General features: G+C 34.2%; 17 protein-coding genes, 2 pseudogenes and 1 riboswitch. Of the genes and pseudogenes, 15 read left to right on the top strand and 4 right to left on the bottom strand.

Annotated features, from left to right (window positions below):
- Nucleotides 1-186: 186 nt before the first annotated feature.
- Nucleotides 187-1,416 (bottom strand): aspartate kinase, encoded by a 1,230-nt coding sequence (locus NHG49_RS09280; protein WP_064476466.1) that lies wholly within the window; start codon nt 1,414-1,416, stop codon nt 187-189.
- Nucleotides 1,417-1,615: 199 nt separating this feature from the next.
- A riboswitch (Lysine riboswitch) is annotated at nt 1,616-1,802 on the bottom strand.
- Between the two features lie 191 nt (nt 1,803-1,993).
- Here NHG49_RS09280 and NHG49_RS09285 point away from each other — a divergent pair.
- Genes NHG49_RS09285 through NHG49_RS09295 form a run of 3 tightly spaced genes read left to right on the top strand, consistent with a single transcriptional unit; the run spans nt 1,994 to nt 5,148 of the window.
- Nucleotides 1,994-2,902: a DoxX-like family protein gene (locus tag NHG49_RS09285; protein WP_064476465.1), complete on the top strand. Its 909-nt coding sequence runs from the start codon at nt 1,994-1,996 to the stop codon at nt 2,900-2,902.
- Nucleotides 2,903-2,905: 3 nt separating this feature from the next.
- Nucleotides 2,906-3,517, top strand: a complete 612-nt coding sequence (locus NHG49_RS09290) for a DUF4166 domain-containing protein (RefSeq protein ID WP_064476464.1) — start codon at nt 2,906-2,908, stop codon at nt 3,515-3,517.
- A gap of 5 nt (nt 3,518-3,522) precedes the next feature.
- Nucleotides 3,523-5,148 (top strand): YndJ family protein, encoded by a 1,626-nt coding sequence (locus NHG49_RS09295; protein WP_064476463.1) that lies wholly within the window; start codon nt 3,523-3,525, stop codon nt 5,146-5,148.
- Between the two features lie 29 nt (nt 5,149-5,177).
- Here NHG49_RS09295 and NHG49_RS09300 read toward each other — a convergent pair whose 3' ends face one another.
- Nucleotides 5,178-5,663 (bottom strand): 8-oxo-dGTP diphosphatase, encoded by a 486-nt coding sequence (locus NHG49_RS09300; RefSeq protein WP_064476462.1) that lies wholly within the window; start codon nt 5,661-5,663, stop codon nt 5,178-5,180.
- 175 nt (nt 5,664-5,838) lie between these two features.
- Here NHG49_RS09300 and NHG49_RS09305 point away from each other — a divergent pair, with 175 nt between their 5' ends.
- The 4 genes and pseudogenes from NHG49_RS09305 to NHG49_RS09320 all read left to right on the top strand — a co-directional run bounded on the left by NHG49_RS09305 (nt 5,839) and on the right by NHG49_RS09320 (nt 9,448).
- Nucleotides 5,839-7,086 (top strand): N-acetylmuramoyl-L-alanine amidase, encoded by a 1,248-nt coding sequence (locus NHG49_RS09305; protein ID WP_064476461.1) that lies wholly within the window; start codon nt 5,839-5,841, stop codon nt 7,084-7,086.
- A gap of 254 nt (nt 7,087-7,340) precedes the next feature.
- A complete protein-coding gene (locus NHG49_RS09310; RefSeq protein WP_064476460.1) occupies nt 7,341-8,753 on the top strand; it encodes an S-layer homology domain-containing protein in 1,413 nt (470 codons plus the stop codon).
- 145 nt (nt 8,754-8,898) lie between these two features.
- Nucleotides 8,899-9,036, top strand: a pseudogene (locus NHG49_RS09315) (MFS transporter); the annotation flags it as partial.
- Nucleotides 9,037-9,169: 133 nt separating this feature from the next.
- On the top strand, nt 9,170-9,448 hold the full coding sequence (locus NHG49_RS09320; protein WP_064476459.1) for a hypothetical protein: 279 nt from the start codon (nt 9,170-9,172) through the stop codon (nt 9,446-9,448).
- Nucleotides 9,449-9,467: 19 nt separating this feature from the next.
- On the opposite strand, the gene NHG49_RS09325 is transcribed toward NHG49_RS09320, so the two are convergent.
- Nucleotides 9,468-9,932, bottom strand: coding sequence for a hypothetical protein (locus NHG49_RS09325; protein ID WP_064476458.1), 465 nt, complete (start codon nt 9,930-9,932; stop codon nt 9,468-9,470).
- A 111-nt stretch (nt 9,933-10,043) separates the two neighbouring features.
- Between NHG49_RS09325 and NHG49_RS09330 the strand changes: the two are divergent.
- The 6 genes and pseudogenes from NHG49_RS09330 to NHG49_RS09355 all read left to right on the top strand — a co-directional run.
- A pseudogene (locus NHG49_RS09330) lies at nt 10,044-10,346 on the top strand (carbon starvation CstA family protein); the annotation flags it as partial.
- Nucleotides 10,347-10,435: 89 nt separating this feature from the next.
- Entirely contained in the window at nt 10,436-11,248 is an 813-nt protein-coding gene (locus NHG49_RS09335; protein WP_064476456.1) for a polyphosphate kinase 2 family protein, read from the top strand.
- 177 nt (nt 11,249-11,425) lie between these two features.
- Entirely contained in the window at nt 11,426-11,965 is a 540-nt protein-coding gene (locus NHG49_RS09340) for a PadR family transcriptional regulator (protein WP_075310117.1), read from the top strand.
- A gap of 36 nt (nt 11,966-12,001) precedes the next feature.
- On the top strand, nt 12,002-13,750 hold the full coding sequence (locus NHG49_RS09345) for an MFS transporter (RefSeq protein WP_154131355.1): 1,749 nt from the start codon (nt 12,002-12,004) through the stop codon (nt 13,748-13,750).
- 299 nt (nt 13,751-14,049) lie between these two features.
- Nucleotides 14,050-14,385 (top strand): YrdB family protein, encoded by a 336-nt coding sequence (locus tag NHG49_RS09350; RefSeq protein ID WP_064476453.1) that lies wholly within the window; start codon nt 14,050-14,052, stop codon nt 14,383-14,385.
- A gap of 218 nt (nt 14,386-14,603) precedes the next feature.
- Nucleotides 14,604-15,872 carry an MFS transporter gene (locus tag NHG49_RS09355; protein ID WP_258125853.1) on the top strand — a complete coding sequence of 423 codons (1,269 nt, stop codon included), beginning with the start codon at nt 14,604-14,606 and terminating at the stop codon, nt 15,870-15,872.
- Between the two features lie 87 nt (nt 15,873-15,959).
- Here NHG49_RS09355 and NHG49_RS09360 read toward each other — a convergent pair whose 3' ends face one another.
- Nucleotides 15,960-16,943: a ketoacyl-ACP synthase III gene (locus tag NHG49_RS09360; protein ID WP_064476451.1), complete on the bottom strand. Its 984-nt coding sequence runs from the start codon at nt 16,941-16,943 to the stop codon at nt 15,960-15,962.
- 182 nt (nt 16,944-17,125) lie between these two features.
- Here NHG49_RS09360 and NHG49_RS09365 point away from each other — a divergent pair, with 182 nt between their 5' ends.
- Nucleotides 17,126-17,680, top strand: a complete 555-nt coding sequence (locus NHG49_RS09365) for a hypothetical protein (RefSeq protein ID WP_064476450.1) — start codon at nt 17,126-17,128, stop codon at nt 17,678-17,680.
- 484 nt (nt 17,681-18,164) lie between these two features.
- Entirely contained in the window at nt 18,165-19,424 is a 1,260-nt protein-coding gene (gene hflX / locus NHG49_RS09370; protein WP_061673188.1) for a GTPase HflX, read from the top strand.
- Nucleotides 19,425-19,428 lie beyond the last annotated feature (4 nt).

The raw sequence follows: 19,428 nt of genomic DNA on the forward strand, positions 1-19,428 counted from the left end.
TACTGAGATACGCATGAACTTTATTTCGTGAATGCTATTATGTTCAAGTAGTTTCAAGAATTTGATACTGTAATTGCTATTCGATAGAATAACTTCGACTTTCCCACAAAACAGTCCTACCCTGTTTCTATTTATATAGGAAGAAAATAGATTCATATAATTTGTTTTAAGTGTTACTAGTGGAAATTAACTCATCTGCACTAAAGGCTCAATTTTTGCCATAAATGATTGATGCAGCGCCTCAACACCTGTTACTAAATGAAGGCGGTCAATAACGACAGATACTTTAATTTCTGATGTACTTACCATTTTAATATGAATATCTTCTTCTTTTAAAGTAGTGAACATATTCGCAGCAACTCCTGGATTAGAGACCATACCAGATCCTACAATGGATACTTTTGCTAAATGATTTTCATATTCTACAGATTCATAGTGAAGTGTTTCTTGATTTTGTTCCAATACCTCTAATGTTTCTTTTAAATCATTAGAATGGATTGAGAAGGAGAGGTGAACAGTTCCTTCATTTGTAATACTTTGAATGATGATATCTACATTAATATGTGCTGTTGCCAATGTAGAGAAAACTGTTGAAAGTGCACCTTGTTCCAATCCTTTCATTGTGACGCGTGTAATATTATCTTCAAATGCAATACCTTTAACGATTGATTGTTGTTCCATGTTACATTCTCCTTTTACAATTGTTCCGTTTTCTTGTTCCATACTTGAGCGAACTTCTAACATGACATTATGATTTTTAGCAAACTCAACAGCACGCGGGTGTAATACACCAGCACCGAGGTTTGCTAGTTCTAGCATTTCGTCATAAGAAATTTCATCTAATTTATAAGCATCTTTTACAACTCGTGGGTCCGTCGTATATACACCGGTCACATCCGTGTAAATATCACATTTTTTTGCTTTCAGTGCAGCAGCTAATGCAACAGCAGTTGTATCAGAACCACCGCGGCCAAGCGTTGTAATTTCATGGTTTTCGCTGATTCCTTGGAAGCCAGCTACAATAACAATCGTGCCTTCAGTAAGATAAGACTGAATTCGATCTGTATGAATTTCAGTAATCCGTGCACTACTATGTACAGATTCTGTCGTAATACCAGCTTGCCATCCAGTTAATGAAATTGCGTTATAGCCTTTTGCTTGTAGTGCCATCGTTAATAATGAAATAGTCACTTGCTCTCCTGTTGATAGAAGCATATCCATTTCGCGTTTACTCGGATTTTCTGAAATCGCGTTAGCAAGTGCTACGAGTTCATCTGTGCTTTTTCCCATTGCTGAAACGACAGAGACGATGCTATGTCCTCGTTCATATTCTTCAATAATTAAATTTGCTACATGTTGAATGCGCTCAACGCTTCCAACAGAAGTGCCACCAAATTTTTGTACAATCGTTTCCATTACGAATTCCTTCTTTCATCCATTTTTAAGAATAGATTAGGACATATATAGATCCCAATATTCCTGTAGTTACCAGAGAAAAACAAAAAACACCATCTCAAATAAGTGAGGATGGTGCTGTTACAGGAAAAGGGAAACAGAAAACGGAGCTAATAAAAAAACCGCCAAAAAAGGAATACCATAAAAATGATATCTCTTTTTTGTAGATAGCTCTTCATACATACACTTCTGTACATATGACAGTTCTGTTTCTATTCGAAAACAGCCCCAATCGATAAATGCAGAGAAAATTATCGATTTCGGCAATACTTCCTTTCATCTAATTTCATAGACATCTCTGTGTCTCCATTAGAATAATCATAAGTATCGCAACCTCTATCTCACGTTTTAGGCGAGAGTGTTTGATTTATGAAGTTGTTGGTAACATTTGTTTTATAATAATTTAAATTTTTCGGGGAATCAAGTGTTTTGTATAAATTTTAAAAATTCTTTCTTTTCTTGAAGGAGTTTGTGAAAACTGTAGCAAAATAAATTCATAGCATGTACATTAAATTTATAGTGCATAGGAGGTGGAAGAATGAAGGGGAAAAAGCCTATTTATGTTTCGGCAGAAATGAACACAACAATGGAAAAAATATGGGGATATACACAGGAACCAGATATACATACAGAATGGGATGCTCGCTTTACTGAAATTTCGTATTTAGAGAAAAAAGAAGGAGAACCGCAGAAGTTTTTATATAAAACTAAAATTGGATTTGGACTTGAAATAGCTGGTGAAGGGGAATCGATAGGTGAAATAAGAAAAGAAACGGGTGAAAGAATTTCTTCTTTAAAATTTTGGACAGATAATAAATTATCACTTATTCAAATAGGGCGTGGTTATTGGAAGTATACACCGCGTGAAGAATACATTCATTTTGAGACGCAATATGATTACGATACGAGGTTTGGTCGTATAGGAAATGTAATAGATTTCTATATGTTTCGTCCGTTATTAGGCTGGGCGACTGCTTGGAGTTTTGATGCGTTAAAATTATGGATAGAAAAGGGACTTCATCCGAGATTACTAATTAGAAGAACGATGACATATTGGCTCGTATGTTTTTTATTTGCTTTTGTATGGATGTATCAAGGAATAGTGCCGAAACTATTGTTTACTCATTCAGAAGAAGTAAAAATGCTATCTGTGATGATTGGTTCAACTGAACATAGTATTTTTGTACTTAAAATAATTGGATTACTAGAACTTATTTTTGGTGTCATATGGTTGTTGCCATTTCAAAAACGAAAAGTATTTATCGTACATATTTTTATGTTAATAGCCTTAACGATAGCGGCGGGTTTTACGAATATCGTAAGCTTTACAGAGCCGTTTAATCCAATTACATTAAACGTTCTACTAATGGGGTTATCAATTGTCGGTTATATAAATAGCACGAATTTGCCAAGCGCAAAAAATTGCAAGAGGAAGAGAAAGGGATAATGTATGGCTAATATGTATGAAAGACTATTAGGGGATTCTTATAAAAAGCTTCATCCAAAATTACAGAAACGCTATGAAATTACAGAAGAAAATAGCTTTACTGGAGAAGGAAATATGGATGAAATTTACGGAGGTTCTTTTTTCGTGAAATTGATATTAAAAATTGCATCGAAGTTTAGAATGTTTTTCTCTGAGCGGGGGAAGGAAGTGCCATTTACAATACATAATACCGCTGAGCGAGATGAACATGGAAATGAACTTGTGCGGTGGAATCGTACTTTTTATTTTCATAATAAAAAAAGATATTTTAACGCCGTTATGCAGTTGGATGAAGAGAATAATGAAATTGTAGATTATTTTGGTGAACCGCACATACTTGTTTCTACGTTGGATTTTCATATTGATGAGGTGGGGGCAATACATATTTCTTCAAAGAAACAATGGTTCTACATGTTTGGAAGAAAATGCCTGTTACCTAGATTTTTATACGGAGAGGCCAAAATTGTGGAAAGTTATGATGAAACACTACAATGTTTTCGAATTCATGTACAAGTACGCAATCCGTTAATTGGTTCATTATTTTCATATAAGGGAACATTTGTGGAGAGGAAATAAATGTTATGAAAAATATAATAGTTGGGCTTGCTTGTTATATTATTTTTCTAATATGTGAGTGGTCAAATATAAACCCAGTGGAAGCAATTATATTATTATCTATTTTGTTATTTATACCGATGTCATTTTGCATCATTGATAAGAAAACAAGAAATGGATCGTATGTATCTTTTTATAAATTTGTATCGCTGTTATATCCAATCGCAGCAATTAGTGCAACGTTAGCTTTCGTAACAAATCACTATTTCTTTGCGATACTTTGGTTTGTATATACAGGAATTATTGCGTTATTTGGTGTAAGTAGAGTGCTAGAAAGAGGATGGAAACAGTTAGAAGAGACAGCTATTGATAGTGCGTTTATTTATTTGTTTCTAGGTGGTTTTTGGTTTTTTGCTTCAGTAGCAAAGCTTTCCATTATGCACTTTAGTTCTGACATTGTTTTGCTTACCGCTGCACACTTTCATTATTCGGCATTTCTATTGCCGTTATCAGCTGGTTTAATTGGGAGAAAAAGAGAAAAAAGAAGTAAAGTATATGATGCTATTATGTTTGTCATCGTCATTTCACCTATGACAGTTGCAATAGGGATTACGTACTCAAGAGTATTTGAATTTTTTGCAGTGTTCCTATATTTATGTGCTATTTATGGTTATGGGATTTATGTTTGGCGCACGAAATTTAATGCTATCAGTGCAAAGATTCTCCTGATCATATCGTCTAGTACACTCATGGTAACAATTATGTTTTCACTTATATATTCGTATGGGAATTTGAAACATGTACTGATGATTACAATTGCTCAAATGGTTTGGATTCACGGTGTTGTCAATGGAATTGGAGTAGCGTTACCAGCATTTGTCGGCTGGATGATTGAAAATAGTGCCCCGAATTATAAATATTACGGGAAACCAATGAGCGGGTTAAGAGGAAATGCGACAGTTGGTGAAGCATTTTTACATAACAGAAATTTAATAGATAGCAAGGAATACAAAGGTTTAGTTGATAAAATGAATGATTTTCATAGTGAGGCATTTGACGTGACGAAGATTCCTTTAAGTATTACTCGTTTTTATGAAAATACAAAAGAGTATGAGTTACAATCGCATATTAAGTGGGCTCGTTGGTTTCGTCCGGTTGCATTTTGCTATGAGAAAATGAGTAAGCGTGTAGGACAAATACATTTAGGAATGGGCGGTAAGTGGGAAACGATGCATGGCTCTATCGTCGGGATAATAGATGAGAAGGATGGAAGAGAGAATGTAAGGGCTTGGCTAAGAAAAAATGAAGCAGGAGAATCTATTTTTGTAGCTCTTTACTCAAAGCACACATATAAGAGCGAGGCATATATGAATATTGCATTGCCTTTACCATATTCGAATATGACGGGGGTTTTAAAATTATGTAATAGGAGTAATGATTTAATCATTACTAGTAAGCTGAGAAGAAATGGTAAAGGAGATGAAGGAATTTATTTACATACTCGTTTCTTTACAATTCGTTTACCGTTAGCAGAGACTTTTATTATAAAGGAGAACACGAATCACATATTAGAAGCTAATCATAGAATGTGGATATTTGGAGTTAAGTTTTTAGAAATTGATTATGAGATTAAGAAAATAGAAGGAAAGTAAAAAAAGCTTGGAGAGATACCAAGCTTTTTTTACGTATGCGTAATTGTCATAGCAACTTGTTTATCTAAGTCTCCGTCCCAAACGCGTTGAATTTCAAACGAACCTTTTTCAAAAAATAATGGGAATCTTTCTTTAAACCAATCTTGCATTGGAAGATTTAATGCTGTATCGATTGGTACCCATAATAATTCGCCTTCAGGAGGATTCAAAAGGAGTTCACCTTCAAATGAATTTGTCCAATAGTTAAATACCATATATCGAACATTTTCTTTCGGATTTACGTATTCATCTAATCCCTTAAAAGTTAAATTTGAAACAAGTAATCCAGTTTCTTCTTTTACTTCTCGTTTAGCAGCTTGGACGATACTTTCTGGAAAATCTACTTTACCGCCAGGAGCGATATAACCAGGGAATCCTAGATGATCGGGGCGCTGTATTAGCAATACTTTGTTATTACGCTGAATCATACACATTGTATACATACGGTGTTCTATATCTTTCCAATTCTTGCTCATGGGAACCTCTCCTCTTATAAAATAAGAATCTTATAGTTTTTAACTATAGTTATATATGACAAAAAATACAATAATAATACAAATTTATACAAATTTCAATTGACTATTACTAATTTTCAGAACTATAATTAGTCTGTTATATAAATACATTGTACTTGAGAGGGGAATATATTCTATGAAAAATAGAATAATTGCAGCAGGATTAATTGCAGCTAGTATATTAACTTATTCATCTAGTAGTTTCGCACAAACAAAAAAATTTCCAGATGTCGTAGCTAAACATTGGGCAGAAGATTCTATTTACTATTTAGTAGATAAAGGTGCAGTTACAGGTAACGATAAAGGAATGTTCGAGCCTGGAAAAGAAATCACTCGTGCAGAAGCAGCTACAATGATGGCTAAAATCTTAAACTTACCAATCGATAAAAATGCTAAACCATCTTTCGGTGATTCTCAAAACGATTGGTACACTCCATTCATCGCAGCTGTAGAAAAAGCTGGTGTTGTTAAAGGGAAAGGCCCAGGCGTCTTTGACCCAACTGGGAAAATTGACCGAGTTTCAATGGCATCCCTTCTTGTAGAAGCTTACAAATTAGAGTCTAAAGTAAACGGTACTCCAGCAACTAAATTCAAAGATTTAGAAACATTAAACTGGGGTAAAGAAAAAGCTAACATCCTAGTTGAATTAGGCATCTCTCTTGGTACTGGTGAGAAGTGGGAGCCTAAGAAAACTGTAACGAAAGCAGAAGCAGCACAGTTTATTGCAAAGGCTGACTCACTTAAAGTAGGCAATCCTTTAGTAGAAAAGGTAGTTATTATTGATCCTGGTCATGGAGGATTTGATCCAGGGAATCCGGGACAAGGTGTAGAGGAAAGTGGAATTGTATTTGATACTTCTTTAAGATTACAGAAGTTGTTAGAAAAAAATACACCTTTAAAAGCTTTGTTAACACGTGAAGAGAATGGAAATCCAGGAAGTAACAAAAATGAATCTCTTGCGAATCGAGTGAAATTTGGACAAGAGAACAATGGAGATATATTTGTAAGCATTCATGCAAATTCTTCTGAAAATCATGATGGTCATGGAACGGAAACATATTATTATAAAAAATCCAAGCGTGGAGAAGAGACACAGATTGAAAAGGATAGCGAAGTATTAGCGAAGAAAATTCAAAAACGAGTAGTAGAAGCACTACATACAAGAGATAGAACTATAAAAGACAATCATTCATTTTATGTAGTAAATAATAATACAGTACCAGCAGTTTTAACAGAGCTTGCCTTTATTGATAATAATATAGATAATGGTAAATTAGCTGATGAATCAGGAAGACAAATTGCTGCTGAGGCAGTTTATGCTGGGATTTTGGATTATTATGAGTGGAAAGGTTTCGATGTTTCAAAATATCGTTTAGCTAAATAAGAATGTTGATTGCTAAGTCCATCGTCTATATAGAGGTGGGCTTTTTATGTAAGTTTTCGTAATTTTATATCGGAATAAAAAGATACATCGTATTATACTGATTATAAATAAAATAATGGTAGATTAGTTTATTTTTATCACGTATACTTTTACTGTTGACTAATTAAGAGTTTGTTAGTTTATTAGGGAAAATTATATAATAAAGGGAGGCAAGTTAACACGGGACAAGCATATACATAACGTGTTAAAAAATTATGAAAAAAGTTATTTCTAATGTGTTAGCAGTGACAGTCGCACTTCAAGTAGTGCTGGCTCCAGCAACTTCGTTTGCATCTACAAAAGAATTTCCAGACGTTCCGAAAAATCATTGGGCACTTGAAGCGATTACTGATTTAACGTCAAAAGGGGTTATTGCAGGTTACGATAATGGTAAATTTGGTTTTGGAGACGTTGTAACTCGTGAGCAAGTAGCAGCATTAATGTATCGCGCATTAAAACCAGAAGTAAAAAGCGATTATAAAAATCCATACTCTGATATTAGCGCAGGAACGACGATGTTCCCAAAAGAAATTTTGGCATTAACAGATATGGGGATTTTCATAGGTGATGGTAAAGGGACGTTTAGACCGAAAGAATCATTAACTCGTGCTGAAATGTCTGTTATTTTGCAAAGAGCATTTAAATTAGAAGTAAAAGCAACACATACATTTAATGATATAGATGCAACACACTGGTGGGCAAAAGAAGCAATTAGTGCATTGCAATCCAATGGTGTATCGGTAGGGAATGGGCTTGGAGGATTTGATCCATCGGGTGTATTAACACGTGAAAGCTATGCGCAACTTTTATATAAAGCGATGAAAATTAAAAATGATGTTCCTGTTGAACAGCCATCGTATATTAATCTAGACGTAACTTTGCCATCTAACGTAACGGCACTAGAGATTGATAATTTCATTAAAAAATGGCATCCTGACAGTCCACTTATTGGAACTGGACAAGATTTTATTCAAGCACAAAATGAGTATGGTGTGAGCGCACTATATTTAGCTGCACATGCAATCTTAGAATCTGCGTACGGTAAATCAGAAATTGCATATCGTAAACATAATTTATTTGGTTTAAGAGCATATGATCGCGATCCATTTGCATATGCAAAATATTTACCTTCATATAAGGAAAGTATTTCTTACAATGCTGATTATGTAAGGAAGAACTACTTAGAAGAAGGTGCAAATTATTTCAGCGGTTACACATTACCTGATATGAATGAAAAGTATGCAACAGATAAAGAATGGGCTGGCAAAATCGCTAATATTATGGAGCGTATTAAACCGTTTAACAAGAAAGATTATGAAAATGTAAAACGATTACCGAAAAATCCTAATACATTAAATGTAGAGGCATTAGGAAAAGACATTCCATATAAAGATTATGCAAAAGATGCAACAGCTACTGTTCAATTAGTAGGCTCTTACTATCAAGTGCCATATCCATTTGGCTATACAATTAAGAGTGTACCAAATGTTACACAAAATGAAGTTGGAAAATTAGAAAATGGTAAGAAAGTAAATGTATATCGTGAAGATCCAAACGGTTGGGTAGAATTTTCATTTGAAAATGCTCAAGAAAAGTATTGGACATTGAAGAAGAACTTAAAATTATAAATAAAAAAGGTGTTTTCATTTATGAAAACACCTTTTTTATATTTTTACCAATAATTTAACAGTTTCATATATAATTAAAATTATTGAAGATTGAATTTTCTGTTTTATAATCGATATTAACTTAATTTGAAAAGAGGAGAGAGGTATGCAAGGAGAAATACGAACAGAGAAAAATGTAAGTTATGTTGGTAAATTAATATTGCCGGTTAAAGCGTCACCACATTTTAAATTTTTATGGATTGGGCAATTACTTTCGACTTTAGGTAGTTCGATAACGATGGTTCGCTATTGTCATAGGTGGTGAGATAACGATTATAACACTAGCTATATTAGTACTTGTAACAATTGGAATAGCGTTATGTGTACCAAGTATTCGACGATTTGATTGATGATATAAGGGAAGGGGAACGACTTATATGATTATAGGAAGCTGGAAAGATATAGTAATAAAGGAATTGGCCAGCCAATACACTTTGCATGAAAAGGTCTTTGAAGCAAAAAATTTCACAGTCTATATCGCCACCCATAGAGAAAATAAGCTAACATATAATCAACTAGTATTAGTAAAACATCTTTGTAACGAAAAGCCTTCCGTACATATTTGGGACAAGAAAATTAGTACGGAAGCAACAGAACTAGAAATCACAAAAGAAGTAACAGAAGCGATTCAATCTGGTTTTGTAAATGAAGAATAAGCCCTAATCAAATTAGGGCTTATTCTTCATTAAACACAAATGTTTGTTTCATTTGTTCCCCCTCATTTACCGGATGACCGTTGTATGAGAAATTTTTTTCTTCCCAAGTAATGACGACTTTAAAATTATGGCTATTAAAGTCTAAAGGGAATACGATGTAGTCAGAGCTTGTTTGACTTTTAGAAACGTTGCTATTTAACGTAGTAGGATTAAAAGTAGCTTTAGAGGTAGGAGTGTTATCAAGTATTTCCACTGATACATTTGATACATCATTACCGATGTTTTTTACGAGTAAACTATATGTATCATATACACCCTGTTTTGGCTGCACTGCTTGCTTGTTTGCGTTATGAGATTTGTCAATTTCGATATACCACTGTTTAGACTTTGATTCAATTGGTAGTGAGTGAAATGTGTATGCACTAGCTTGTATTGGTAGTGCGAAACAGATTAGTGCAAAGAGAGAAAATATTTTTCGTTTCATCTTTAAAGTACTCCCATTCTGTAACGGATTTATTTGTTATTATCTTCTTTTTTTGAGAGCGTATACCATAATTCAATTGTAAAAAAATATAGTCTCTCTTTGTGAATAAGATGGAGATATTTCTCTTGGGCTAACCAATCGACTGCAGCAATTGCGTGATGGATTGGAACGATGTATTTATTCATAAAAGGGAAACCGTATGTTGTTTCCTTAATTCCCGCGAAAGTCATGCAACTCATGACTTTCATTTACATTTTAAATGCAAAAATTGGTTTTAATATTCCGTTAAACACATCTTATATGGTAGGTGCGGTTATTACCGTTATGTTAACTGCTGTATTCTTTATAAAAGCTGTGAAAAATAAAAATGAGAATATTGAAGTAGATGTGCAATTAGAGAAGGAAGCTGTGTAGAGATTTTTCTACACAGTTTTTTCTAATGTGAAAAAATTTCCAATAATATGTTAAAATAACATTGTCATACAACAAGGGGGATTTGTTTTATGGAAAATGGATATCTTGCTAAAGTAGATGTAACGAAAAGAATTGAATCGAAATCTAAGTACAATAAGAGACTAGAAAAATATCAAAGGCGCTTATTAGCATTGCAGCAAATTGTAAAAGAAGAAAAAATTGCGGTTATGCTCGTTATGGAAGGCTGGGATGCGGCTGGAAAAGGCGGAGCGATTAAGCGAGTGACGGAACATCTTGATCCGCGCGGGTTTCAAGTAAATCCAATTGGAGCACCAGCACCTCATGAAAAACGGTACCATTACTTGCAACGTTTCTGGCGAAAACTTCCTCAGTACGGGCAAATTACTATTTTTGATCGCTCATGGTACGGACGTGTGTTAGTGGAGCGTGTTGAAGGGTTTGCTACAAAGGAAGAGTGGACGAGAGGGTATGATGAGATTAATGATTTTGAAAAACTATTAACAGATGATCATTATATAATCGGGAAGTTTTTCTATCATATTAGTAAAGATGAACAATTAAAGAGGTTTAAAGATAGAGAGAACAATCCTTTGAAAAGATGGAAAATTACAGACGAAGATTGGCGTAACCGTGAAAAGTGGGACGAGTATGTTGAAGCAATGGAAGACATGTTTGAAAAAACAAATAAGCCAAATGCGAAATGGGAAATTATCGAAAGTAATGATAAATTGTATGCTCGTGTGAAAACGTTAAAAATCATTATTGCATTAATTGAGGATTATTTCTTAGAGCATGGTATAGAATTACCTTCGTATTATTATGAAATGAAAGAGGGTAAGACAGAAGGTTTTGAAGCTAATCAAGATGAAGTTGTAAAATAGTACAAAGTTTGTATATGAAATATAAATTAGAGCTACCCTGTAATTTTGAACAATAAAATTACAGGGTGTTCTTTTATTTAGAAACATTTTACAATTAACAGAATAGGGTATATAATCAATAATCATATTAACATTGTTAATATGATTATTGATTATATACTATGTGGGGGTCTTATTTTGAAGGGAAGAGATGTTGTTTTAGGTTTATTGATGGAAAAAGAATTGTCTGGTTATGATATTAAAATTGTGTTCGAAGACGTATTTACTCATTTTTTTGATGGGAGTTTTGGAATGATCTATCCAACGTTACGACAGTTGGAAAAAGAGGGGAAAATAAAGAAAGAGGTTATTATGCAAGAAGGGAAACCGAATAAGAAAATGTACTTTATTACAGATGAAGGGCGTGAAGAGTTTTATCAATACATGCAAACAGATGTAGAGAAAGATGTTTTACGTTCAGATTTTTTAATGAGGATGTATTTTGGTAATTATAGCGATGACAAGGCGATAAAAAAATGGATTGAGGACGAAATTGAAAGGAAAGAGGTATACATTGCGGATCTTCGTTTGAAATATGAAAAGTGGAGAGAAGGTATTACTTTTGTTGAGGAAATTTCACTCGATGTAGGTATTGCATCATATAGTGCTCAAGTAGAGACATTGAAAAGAAAACTAGAGCAACTAGAAGTAAAAAAACACAATAAAACAGAAGAATGAAAAACACGTTCATAATAAATAAAGGGGTAGATGAACATGGAGCAATCAAAGGGTATTAAGATTGTCTTTTTAATGTGCTTAGGTATATTTCTTTGTATGATTGATACGACAATTATGAATATAGCTTTACCGGCCATACAAACGAGTGTAAATACTTCATTAGAAAAGATGTCTTGGATATTAAATGTTTATACGATGACGATTGCAGTACTAGCCATTCCACTAGGACGGATAGCTGATATTTTTGGGAAAGCAAAGATGTATATTCTTGGTTTGATAATTTTTGGTGGTGGATCAGTGCTTTGTGCTTTTGCTAATACGGGCGATTTTCTCATCTTTTCTCGTTTTATACAAAGTATTGGTGCAGCAATTTTATTTCCGACAAGTATGGTAATCGGCGTTTCAGCAATGCCATTAGCAAAGAGACATGTTGCACTTGCAATTTTAGGGGTAACACAAGGACTATCAGCTGCAATGGGACCAGTAATAGGTGGAATTATTACACAAAATGTCGGTTGGAGATGGGTGTTCTTCATAAATGTTCCTATTTGTATTCTTGGAATCATTTTATGCTGTATTATGCTGCAAATAAAAAATGAAGAACGTATTATCTCAAAAATAGATTGGGTAGGACTACTATTAAGTAGCACAGCAATTTTTTCTTTTACTCTCATATTAGTAAAAGGCAATACATGGGGATGGCAAAGTAATATTGCTTTGTCTTGTTATGCAATTAGCACTATTTCTCTTATTCTATTTGTTTTAGTAGAACGAAAGATTCATAATCCAATGGTGAATTTAAAGTTATTTCAAGATCGAATGTTTGTCGGAGCGTCTATCGTTGTCATATTAAGTAATTTATTTTTAATTGGAGTTACTGTATTGCTTCCGACGTTCTTGACGAAAATACAAGGCCGAACGGAAATTGAAGCAGCTTTTTTAGTGACACCTATTTCAGCAATGATATTTTTTGTCTCACCAGTTGCAGCAACTTTAATTAAAAAACTCGGAAAAGTAACTATTATTTTGTCAGGCTTTCTTGTTATGGGTTTCTCTTATTATTGGTTGCAAATGATTGATGTTAATTCAACGAATATTGAAATTATTATTCCATGTATGATATTAGGTGTTGGGTATGGTTTAGTAGTAGGTCCAATTACAGTTTTAAGTGCTTCTTCGTTTGAAGGGGAATTATTAACCGCTTCTCAAAGTGTTGTCTCGATGTTGCGGCAAGTAGGAATTGTATTAGCAGTTGCAATATTTGTATCTAACTTAACGCACAATTTAGCTGTAAATAAAGAGAATGTATATCGTTATGCAGAAGAAAAATTGCATAATATTCATGTGAGTAGTGCCCAGCAGGCTGAGATATTAGAAATAACAAAAGGAAAAATAGAGAACCAAAGTATAGAAACAAATGTAGAAAAACATCAAAATGAAACATTTGTAGGGTTAAATAAAGAGAAAAAAGATGCATTAATTCACCAAAAAGTGGATGAAGTATTAAGAGAAATTCCAGTAGAATATAGAGATGTAAAAAGAGAAGAAGTTATGAATCAAGTGACAAAAGAAGTTGAAAAACAAGAGGAAAGTATAAAGAAAGAAGTACTCGCATTTTCGGATGATGTGAATCACTATGCTCAAAATCAGATGGCAATGAGTTTTACAGATTTATATAAAGCAAGTGTGCCGATTATCTTAGTTTTTGCTTTAGTAAGTTTGTTATTTTGGGAAGGAAAGGCTTTGAGTAAAAGAAGGGAAAAAAGGATAGTAGGGGGATTGTAAGGGAAATAGGCTAAATATGAATTTCACCCTAATTATTGAAAGTTGGTTATTAACAAAGGAAAGAACTCCATGGACGAAACGTGAATGGCGAAGTTCTTCCCTTTGTGCTTATAGGCATATGTGTCACTATCATTTAAGTATTTACTCTCATTCATTATCAGTCAAAATCAAAGATGAACTGAATAGTATGAATAAGTATTTTTACATACAATGAATAGGTACGTATCAAGTTCAAATATAGGATGCATAATATTATTTTTATAGGATTCTACATAAGTTTTCAAGGGGGGCTTTATAATATGTCTATAAAACATATAAATCTGGTGACAAGATTTTTTATAGAATTATTTGCTCTTGCATCACTATGTTATTGGGGCTTTCAATTTTTTGGGGATGTATATGGGAAATATGTTTTTGGTATTGGTTCACCACTACTTTTTGCGATAATATGGGGGCGGTTCATTGCACCTAAAGCATCATTAAAATTGACAGAACCATATAGGTTTATGTTAGAAATCATATTGTTTGGAGTTAGCTCTGTTGCTCTATATACTGTTGATCAAATAACCTTTGCTATTATTCTTGCAGTGTTATTTATAATAAATCGCACTTTAATCATTGTTTGGAAACAATAAATTTACTACGGTATCTATATAAAATCATATGTTATGTAGTTTTTTTATTATATTATTTAACTTTAATAATACAGAAGAGTAGTGTTAAAACTTAGGGGATTATTATTTGAAGTGGAGGAGCAATAAAATATGAATAAATTTAAGAGTTATAAATTGGGGATTTTGCTGTTCTATAGTACATTAACAAGGGGGATTAGTTTTATAGAGAGGGTGAGGAAATGATAGATACAGCAGATGCTTCAATAAGTAATCATATATATACAGAAGAAGAACAACAAAAATTATACAAAAGAACATTACTAATCGTAAGTATTTCACAAATGTTCGGTGGAGCAGGGTTAGCTGCCGGAATTACAGTAGGTGCACTTCTTGCGCAGCAAATGCTTGGGACAGATGCATATGCAGGGTTACCAGCTGCTATGTTTACAATGGGATCTGCGGTAGCGGCTTTCTTTGTTGGGAAGTTATCACAAAAACATGGTCGTCGCATAGGGCTTGCAGGAGGTTTTATAGTAGGTGGAATAGGGGCTATTGGAGTTGTGGTGGCAGCTTTAACAAATAGTATTATTCTTTTACTAGTTTCTTTACTTATATATGGCGCGGGCACAGCTACGAATTTACAAGCACGTTATGCTGGAACCGATTTAGCGAATAAGAAGCAAAGAGCAACTGCTATTAGTATTACGATGGTAATGACGACCTTTGGTGCAGTCGTAGGTCCAAATTTAGTAGGTGTAATGGGAAGGTTTGCTCATTCAATTGGAATTCCTGAACTTGCTGGTCCGTTCATATTATCGGCAGCAGCATTTATACTAGCTGGTCTTATTCTATTTGTTATGCTTCGTCCAGATCCGTTACTTATTGCTAATATGATAGAAACATATAAACAAGAGCATACATATAAAGGGCAACCAGTAATAGAAGAAGCAACAGAAAATAAACGAGGTATTACAGTTGGAGCTATCGTAATGATACTTACGCAAATCGTGATGGTTGCGATTATGACGATGACGCCAGTTCATATGGGACACCACGGTCATGCTTTAAGTGCAGTAGGTCTTGTAATTGGTTTTCATGTAGGTGCAATGTATCTTCCGTCTCTCGTTACGGGAATGTTAATTGATAAAATTGGCAGAACTACGATGAGTATAGCTGGTGGAGTGATTTTACTAGCAGCAGGTGTCATAGCGGCGATAGCGCCAAGTGATTCTTTAATACTATTAATTCTTGCTTTGTCTTTACTTGGATTAGGATGGAACCTCGGTTTAATCAGTGGTACGGCTCAAATTGTTGATGCAACTATACCTTCCACACGTGCAAAAACACAAGGGAAAATAGATGTGTTTATTGCGCTAGCTGGAGCTTCAGGTGGAGCGATGTCAGGAATGGTAGTGGCAAATTCAAGTTATGCGGCATTGTCATTAGCTGGAGGAGTTTTAGCTTTCATGCTTATTCCTGTTGTGATATGGACTCGGACAGGTAAATAAAATTAAGATAGTAGAAGCAGCGTTCAAAGGGAGGTCATCAATCTTTGAATGCTGCTTTTTTGTAGTTAGTTGTATAAAAGAAAAATGTTAGTTTAAATCCCACTCCACAATAAGCCCTAAATGAGTAAGACCACCACCAAACCCGTATAGTAAAAGTGTGTCTCCGTTATTTAATTTCCCTTCTTTTCTAGCTAAATCTAGAGCGAGTGGAATAGAAGCTGAAGATGTATTCCCCATGTATTTTACACTCGTTAAAGTATTTTGAATTGGAATTTCTGTTTTCTCACAAATAGATTCAATCATTCGTAAGTTAACACTGTGTGGTATGAACCAGTCTATATCATCTATTTGCATATTGGCGGTATGTAATAGTTCTTTTATACCTGCTGGTACCGTACGTGTTGCCCATTTATATACTTCTCTCCCATTCTGAACGATTTTTTCATTTGTTTGTAGTGGTGTACCATTCATAGTAGTAGATAAGTTTGTTCTGTATAGATGAATGCCACCAGCACCATTTGTTCCCATATGAGCAGCGATAAAGCTTGGTTTGTTTTCATCTCTTTCTAATAAAATAGCTCCAGCACCATCACCGAATAAAATACAGGTCGTTCTATCGGTGTAATCGGTAACTTTTGATAATGTCTCTGTCGCTACGACAGGTACTTTTTCATGTGATCCAGAAGTGATTAAGCTATTAGCTACGTGTAGTCCATATGTGAAACCGGCGCAAGTTGCATTTAAATCAAAAGCTAGTGTATGGGGGATGTTGAAGTGTTGTTGTATTTGACATGCGACACTAGGAAAAACATAGTCAGCAGTTGTTGTAGCGACGATGATACAGTCGATATCTTCTAAGTTCTTTTTAAATGTTGTACATAAATTTTCAATTGCGTTAATGGCTAAGTGTGAGGAGTATTCGCCTTCGCTAGTAATCCTTCTTTCCTTTATTCCTGTTCTTTGTACAATCCATTCATCAATCGTATCGATCATTTTTTCTAAATCATTATTAGATAATATTTGATTTGGAACATGAGTACCAATTGCAGTAATACGGGATTTAGAATGCATGGGAACATCTCCTAACTTTTATTTTTATAACCGGATACTAATATCAGGTTATAAAAATGTCAATAAAGACTTTTGTTGTATTGAAACGATAATGCTTAACTTACTATGAAGGAATTTGGTGAGTGTTGTAAAAATAATATACGAGAAGTTTCAAAAATTGATAATGGGGGGAGTTGAGCTCCTTGAAAAGGATTTTATACATGGTTTCTGTTGTCATTATTTATAGCTTTATTCTTATTATTTTTCCAGAGAAATCTCATGCTTGTGATTGTGTTAACGTATCAGCAAAAGATGCATTTCAAAAAAACGATGTAGTGTTTGAGGGGAAGGTAATTGAGGTTGGAAGGAAAGAAGGGGGTGGAATTGAAGTATTATTTGAAGTGAAGGGAATTTGGAAAGGGACAACATCTTCGCAAATTATTGTATATACAAATGGTGGTGATTGTGTGTTTCACTTTGTAGAGGGAGGAGAGTACTTAGTATATTCTTCTCAAAGAGGATCAGACAAACAATTATACACACATAGTTGCAGTAGAACGAAGAGATTAGATGAGGCAGGGGCGGACAAAGTGGCTTTAAGTCAAATTGCAAAAGAGTCTGTTCCGACGAAGAAAGTGGATTTGAAAGGAGAAATGGTGAGTGATTTAAGTTGGTGGCAAGTTGTTACTCTTTCTATAGGTCTGTTACTGATAGTAGCTCTTGTGATTTTTATTGTAAGAAGAATGCGCAAAAAATGACGATTAAAGTAAAAATACAAAGATTTTCTTTCTGTTTCTATAGGTGGTTTAATCTTGTGAAAGCGAATTACTTATGCTACACTTTATGTAACTTAAAATGAACGGAGGGGCTTCCTTTGATCTTAATCAGATTACGTCTCAATACTTTGTGCCAATAATTGAATAGCGCTCAAAGGCTCTGTCTGTGTACAGAGTGAACGGGATTGGTCTGCCTATTTTAAAGGAACCCTTTATTAAGCTTATATGTGAAAAAGAGGGAGGGACGAATACGCCCTCTTTTTGTTTTGCCTTTATAAATAGAATGAGATCGTATAGGTGAACACTTATTGTGGATGCGTTATATGATCATGGGACTTTTTGACTATGAGATAGGATGAAAGTATAACTTTCTTCTATTTCTTTGGTGAACCCTTATCCGTTTACGAAAACACAGGCAGTAACCTGTGTTTTTTATTTTACGTAATCGAAATGGAGGAATAAATATATGGAAGAATTATTACAAAGAGCAGTTTTAGTTGGAGTGAATTTAGGTAATGAAGATGATTTTGCATATTCAATGGAAGAGCTAACAAACCTTGCAGAAGCTTGTGATGTAGAGGTAATTGGGCAAGTGACGCAAAATTTACAACGAGTAAATCCTTCCCATTATATTGGAAAAGGAAAGATTGAAGAAGTAGCAGCGTATGTAAATGAAGTAGATGCGAATATGGTAATCTTTAACGACGAATTATCTCCTTCACAAATTCGAAATTTAGAAGCGGATTTAGATTGTAAAGTAATTGACCGTACCATATTAATTTTAGATATTTTTGCGCAACGTGCGAAAACGAAAGAAGCACAGTTGCAAGTAGAGGTAGCGCACCTTCAGTATATGATGCCTCGTTTAATCGGTCTTCGTGAATCGTTAGGAAGACAGAGCGGCGGAGTTGGTACGAAAAATAAAGGTGTCGGTGAGAAGAAATTAGAGTTAGATCGTCGTAAAATTGAAGAACAAATTTCAGTTTTAAATAAAGATCTAGAAGCACTTGTTGCCCAGCGTCAAACGCAGCGAAAGCAACGTAAGAAAAATGAAGTACCAGTTGTAGCATTAGTAGGCTATACGAACGCCGGAAAGTCAACGACGATGAATGCAATGCTTGAAATTTACAATGGTACTGAAGAAAAACAAGTATTTGAAAAAGATATGTTATTCGCGACGTTAGAAACATCTGTACGAAATATTGATTTGCCAGATAACAAATCATTCTTATTAACAGATACAGTTGGATTTGTAAGCAAATTACCGCATCACCTTGTAAAAGCTTTCCGTTCAACATTGGAAGAGGTAGCTGAAGCAGACCTACTTATTCACGTTGTAGATTACGCAAATCCAAATTACGAACAATTAATTGATATTACAAATGAAACGTTAAAGAAAATTGGAGTAGAAAATATTCCAACCATTTATGCTTATAATAAATCAGATATGGTAGACGTTGAAATTCCGAAAGTACAAGAAGACCGGGTTTATTTATCAGCGAAGAAACATGTTGGGATAGAAGAGCTTGTCGAAATGATTCGTTCACACATTTATAAAGAGTATACGAAGTGTGAAATGTTAATTCCGTATGATCAAGGACAGGTAGTTTCTTATTTCAATAATCATGCGCACGTTTTATCTACAAGTTATGAAAACGAAGGTACGAAACTAGAAGTAGAATGTAAGACGAGTGATTACGAAAAGTATAAGCGTTTTGCGATTTAATAAA

Source organism: Bacillus sp. IBL03825, from assembly GCF_024712505.1.
Taxonomy (GTDB): Bacteria; Bacillota; Bacilli; order Bacillales; family Bacillaceae_G; genus Bacillus_A; species Bacillus_A wiedmannii.

Coding starts and splice junctions, on each gene's coding strand:
- NHG49_RS09280 (WP_064476466.1), bottom strand. CDS start 1,416: ATGGAAACGATTGTACAAAAATTTGGTGGCACTTCTGTTGGAAGCGTT.
- NHG49_RS09285 (WP_064476465.1), top strand. CDS start 1,994: ATGAAGGGGAAAAAGCCTATTTATGTTTCGGCAGAAATGAACACAACA.
- NHG49_RS09290 (WP_064476464.1), top strand. CDS start 2,906: ATGGCTAATATGTATGAAAGACTATTAGGGGATTCTTATAAAAAGCTT.
- NHG49_RS09295 (WP_064476463.1), top strand. CDS start 3,523: ATGAAAAATATAATAGTTGGGCTTGCTTGTTATATTATTTTTCTAATA.
- NHG49_RS09300 (WP_064476462.1), bottom strand. CDS start 5,663: ATGAGCAAGAATTGGAAAGATATAGAACACCGTATGTATACAATGTGT.
- NHG49_RS09305 (WP_064476461.1), top strand. CDS start 5,839: ATGAAAAATAGAATAATTGCAGCAGGATTAATTGCAGCTAGTATATTA.
- NHG49_RS09310 (WP_064476460.1), top strand. CDS start 7,341: ATGAAAAAAGTTATTTCTAATGTGTTAGCAGTGACAGTCGCACTTCAA.
- NHG49_RS09320 (WP_064476459.1), top strand. CDS start 9,170: ATGATTATAGGAAGCTGGAAAGATATAGTAATAAAGGAATTGGCCAGC.
- NHG49_RS09325 (WP_064476458.1), bottom strand. CDS start 9,932: ATGAAACGAAAAATATTTTCTCTCTTTGCACTAATCTGTTTCGCACTA.
- NHG49_RS09335 (WP_064476456.1), top strand. CDS start 10,436: ATGGAAAATGGATATCTTGCTAAAGTAGATGTAACGAAAAGAATTGAA.
- NHG49_RS09345 (WP_154131355.1), top strand. CDS start 12,002: ATGGAGCAATCAAAGGGTATTAAGATTGTCTTTTTAATGTGCTTAGGT.
- NHG49_RS09350 (WP_064476453.1), top strand. CDS start 14,050: ATGTCTATAAAACATATAAATCTGGTGACAAGATTTTTTATAGAATTA.
- NHG49_RS09355 (WP_258125853.1), top strand. CDS start 14,604: ATGATAGATACAGCAGATGCTTCAATAAGTAATCATATATATACAGAA.
- NHG49_RS09360 (WP_064476451.1), bottom strand. CDS start 16,943: ATGCATTCTAAATCCCGTATTACTGCAATTGGTACTCATGTTCCAAAT.
- hflX (WP_061673188.1), top strand. CDS start 18,165: ATGGAAGAATTATTACAAAGAGCAGTTTTAGTTGGAGTGAATTTAGGT.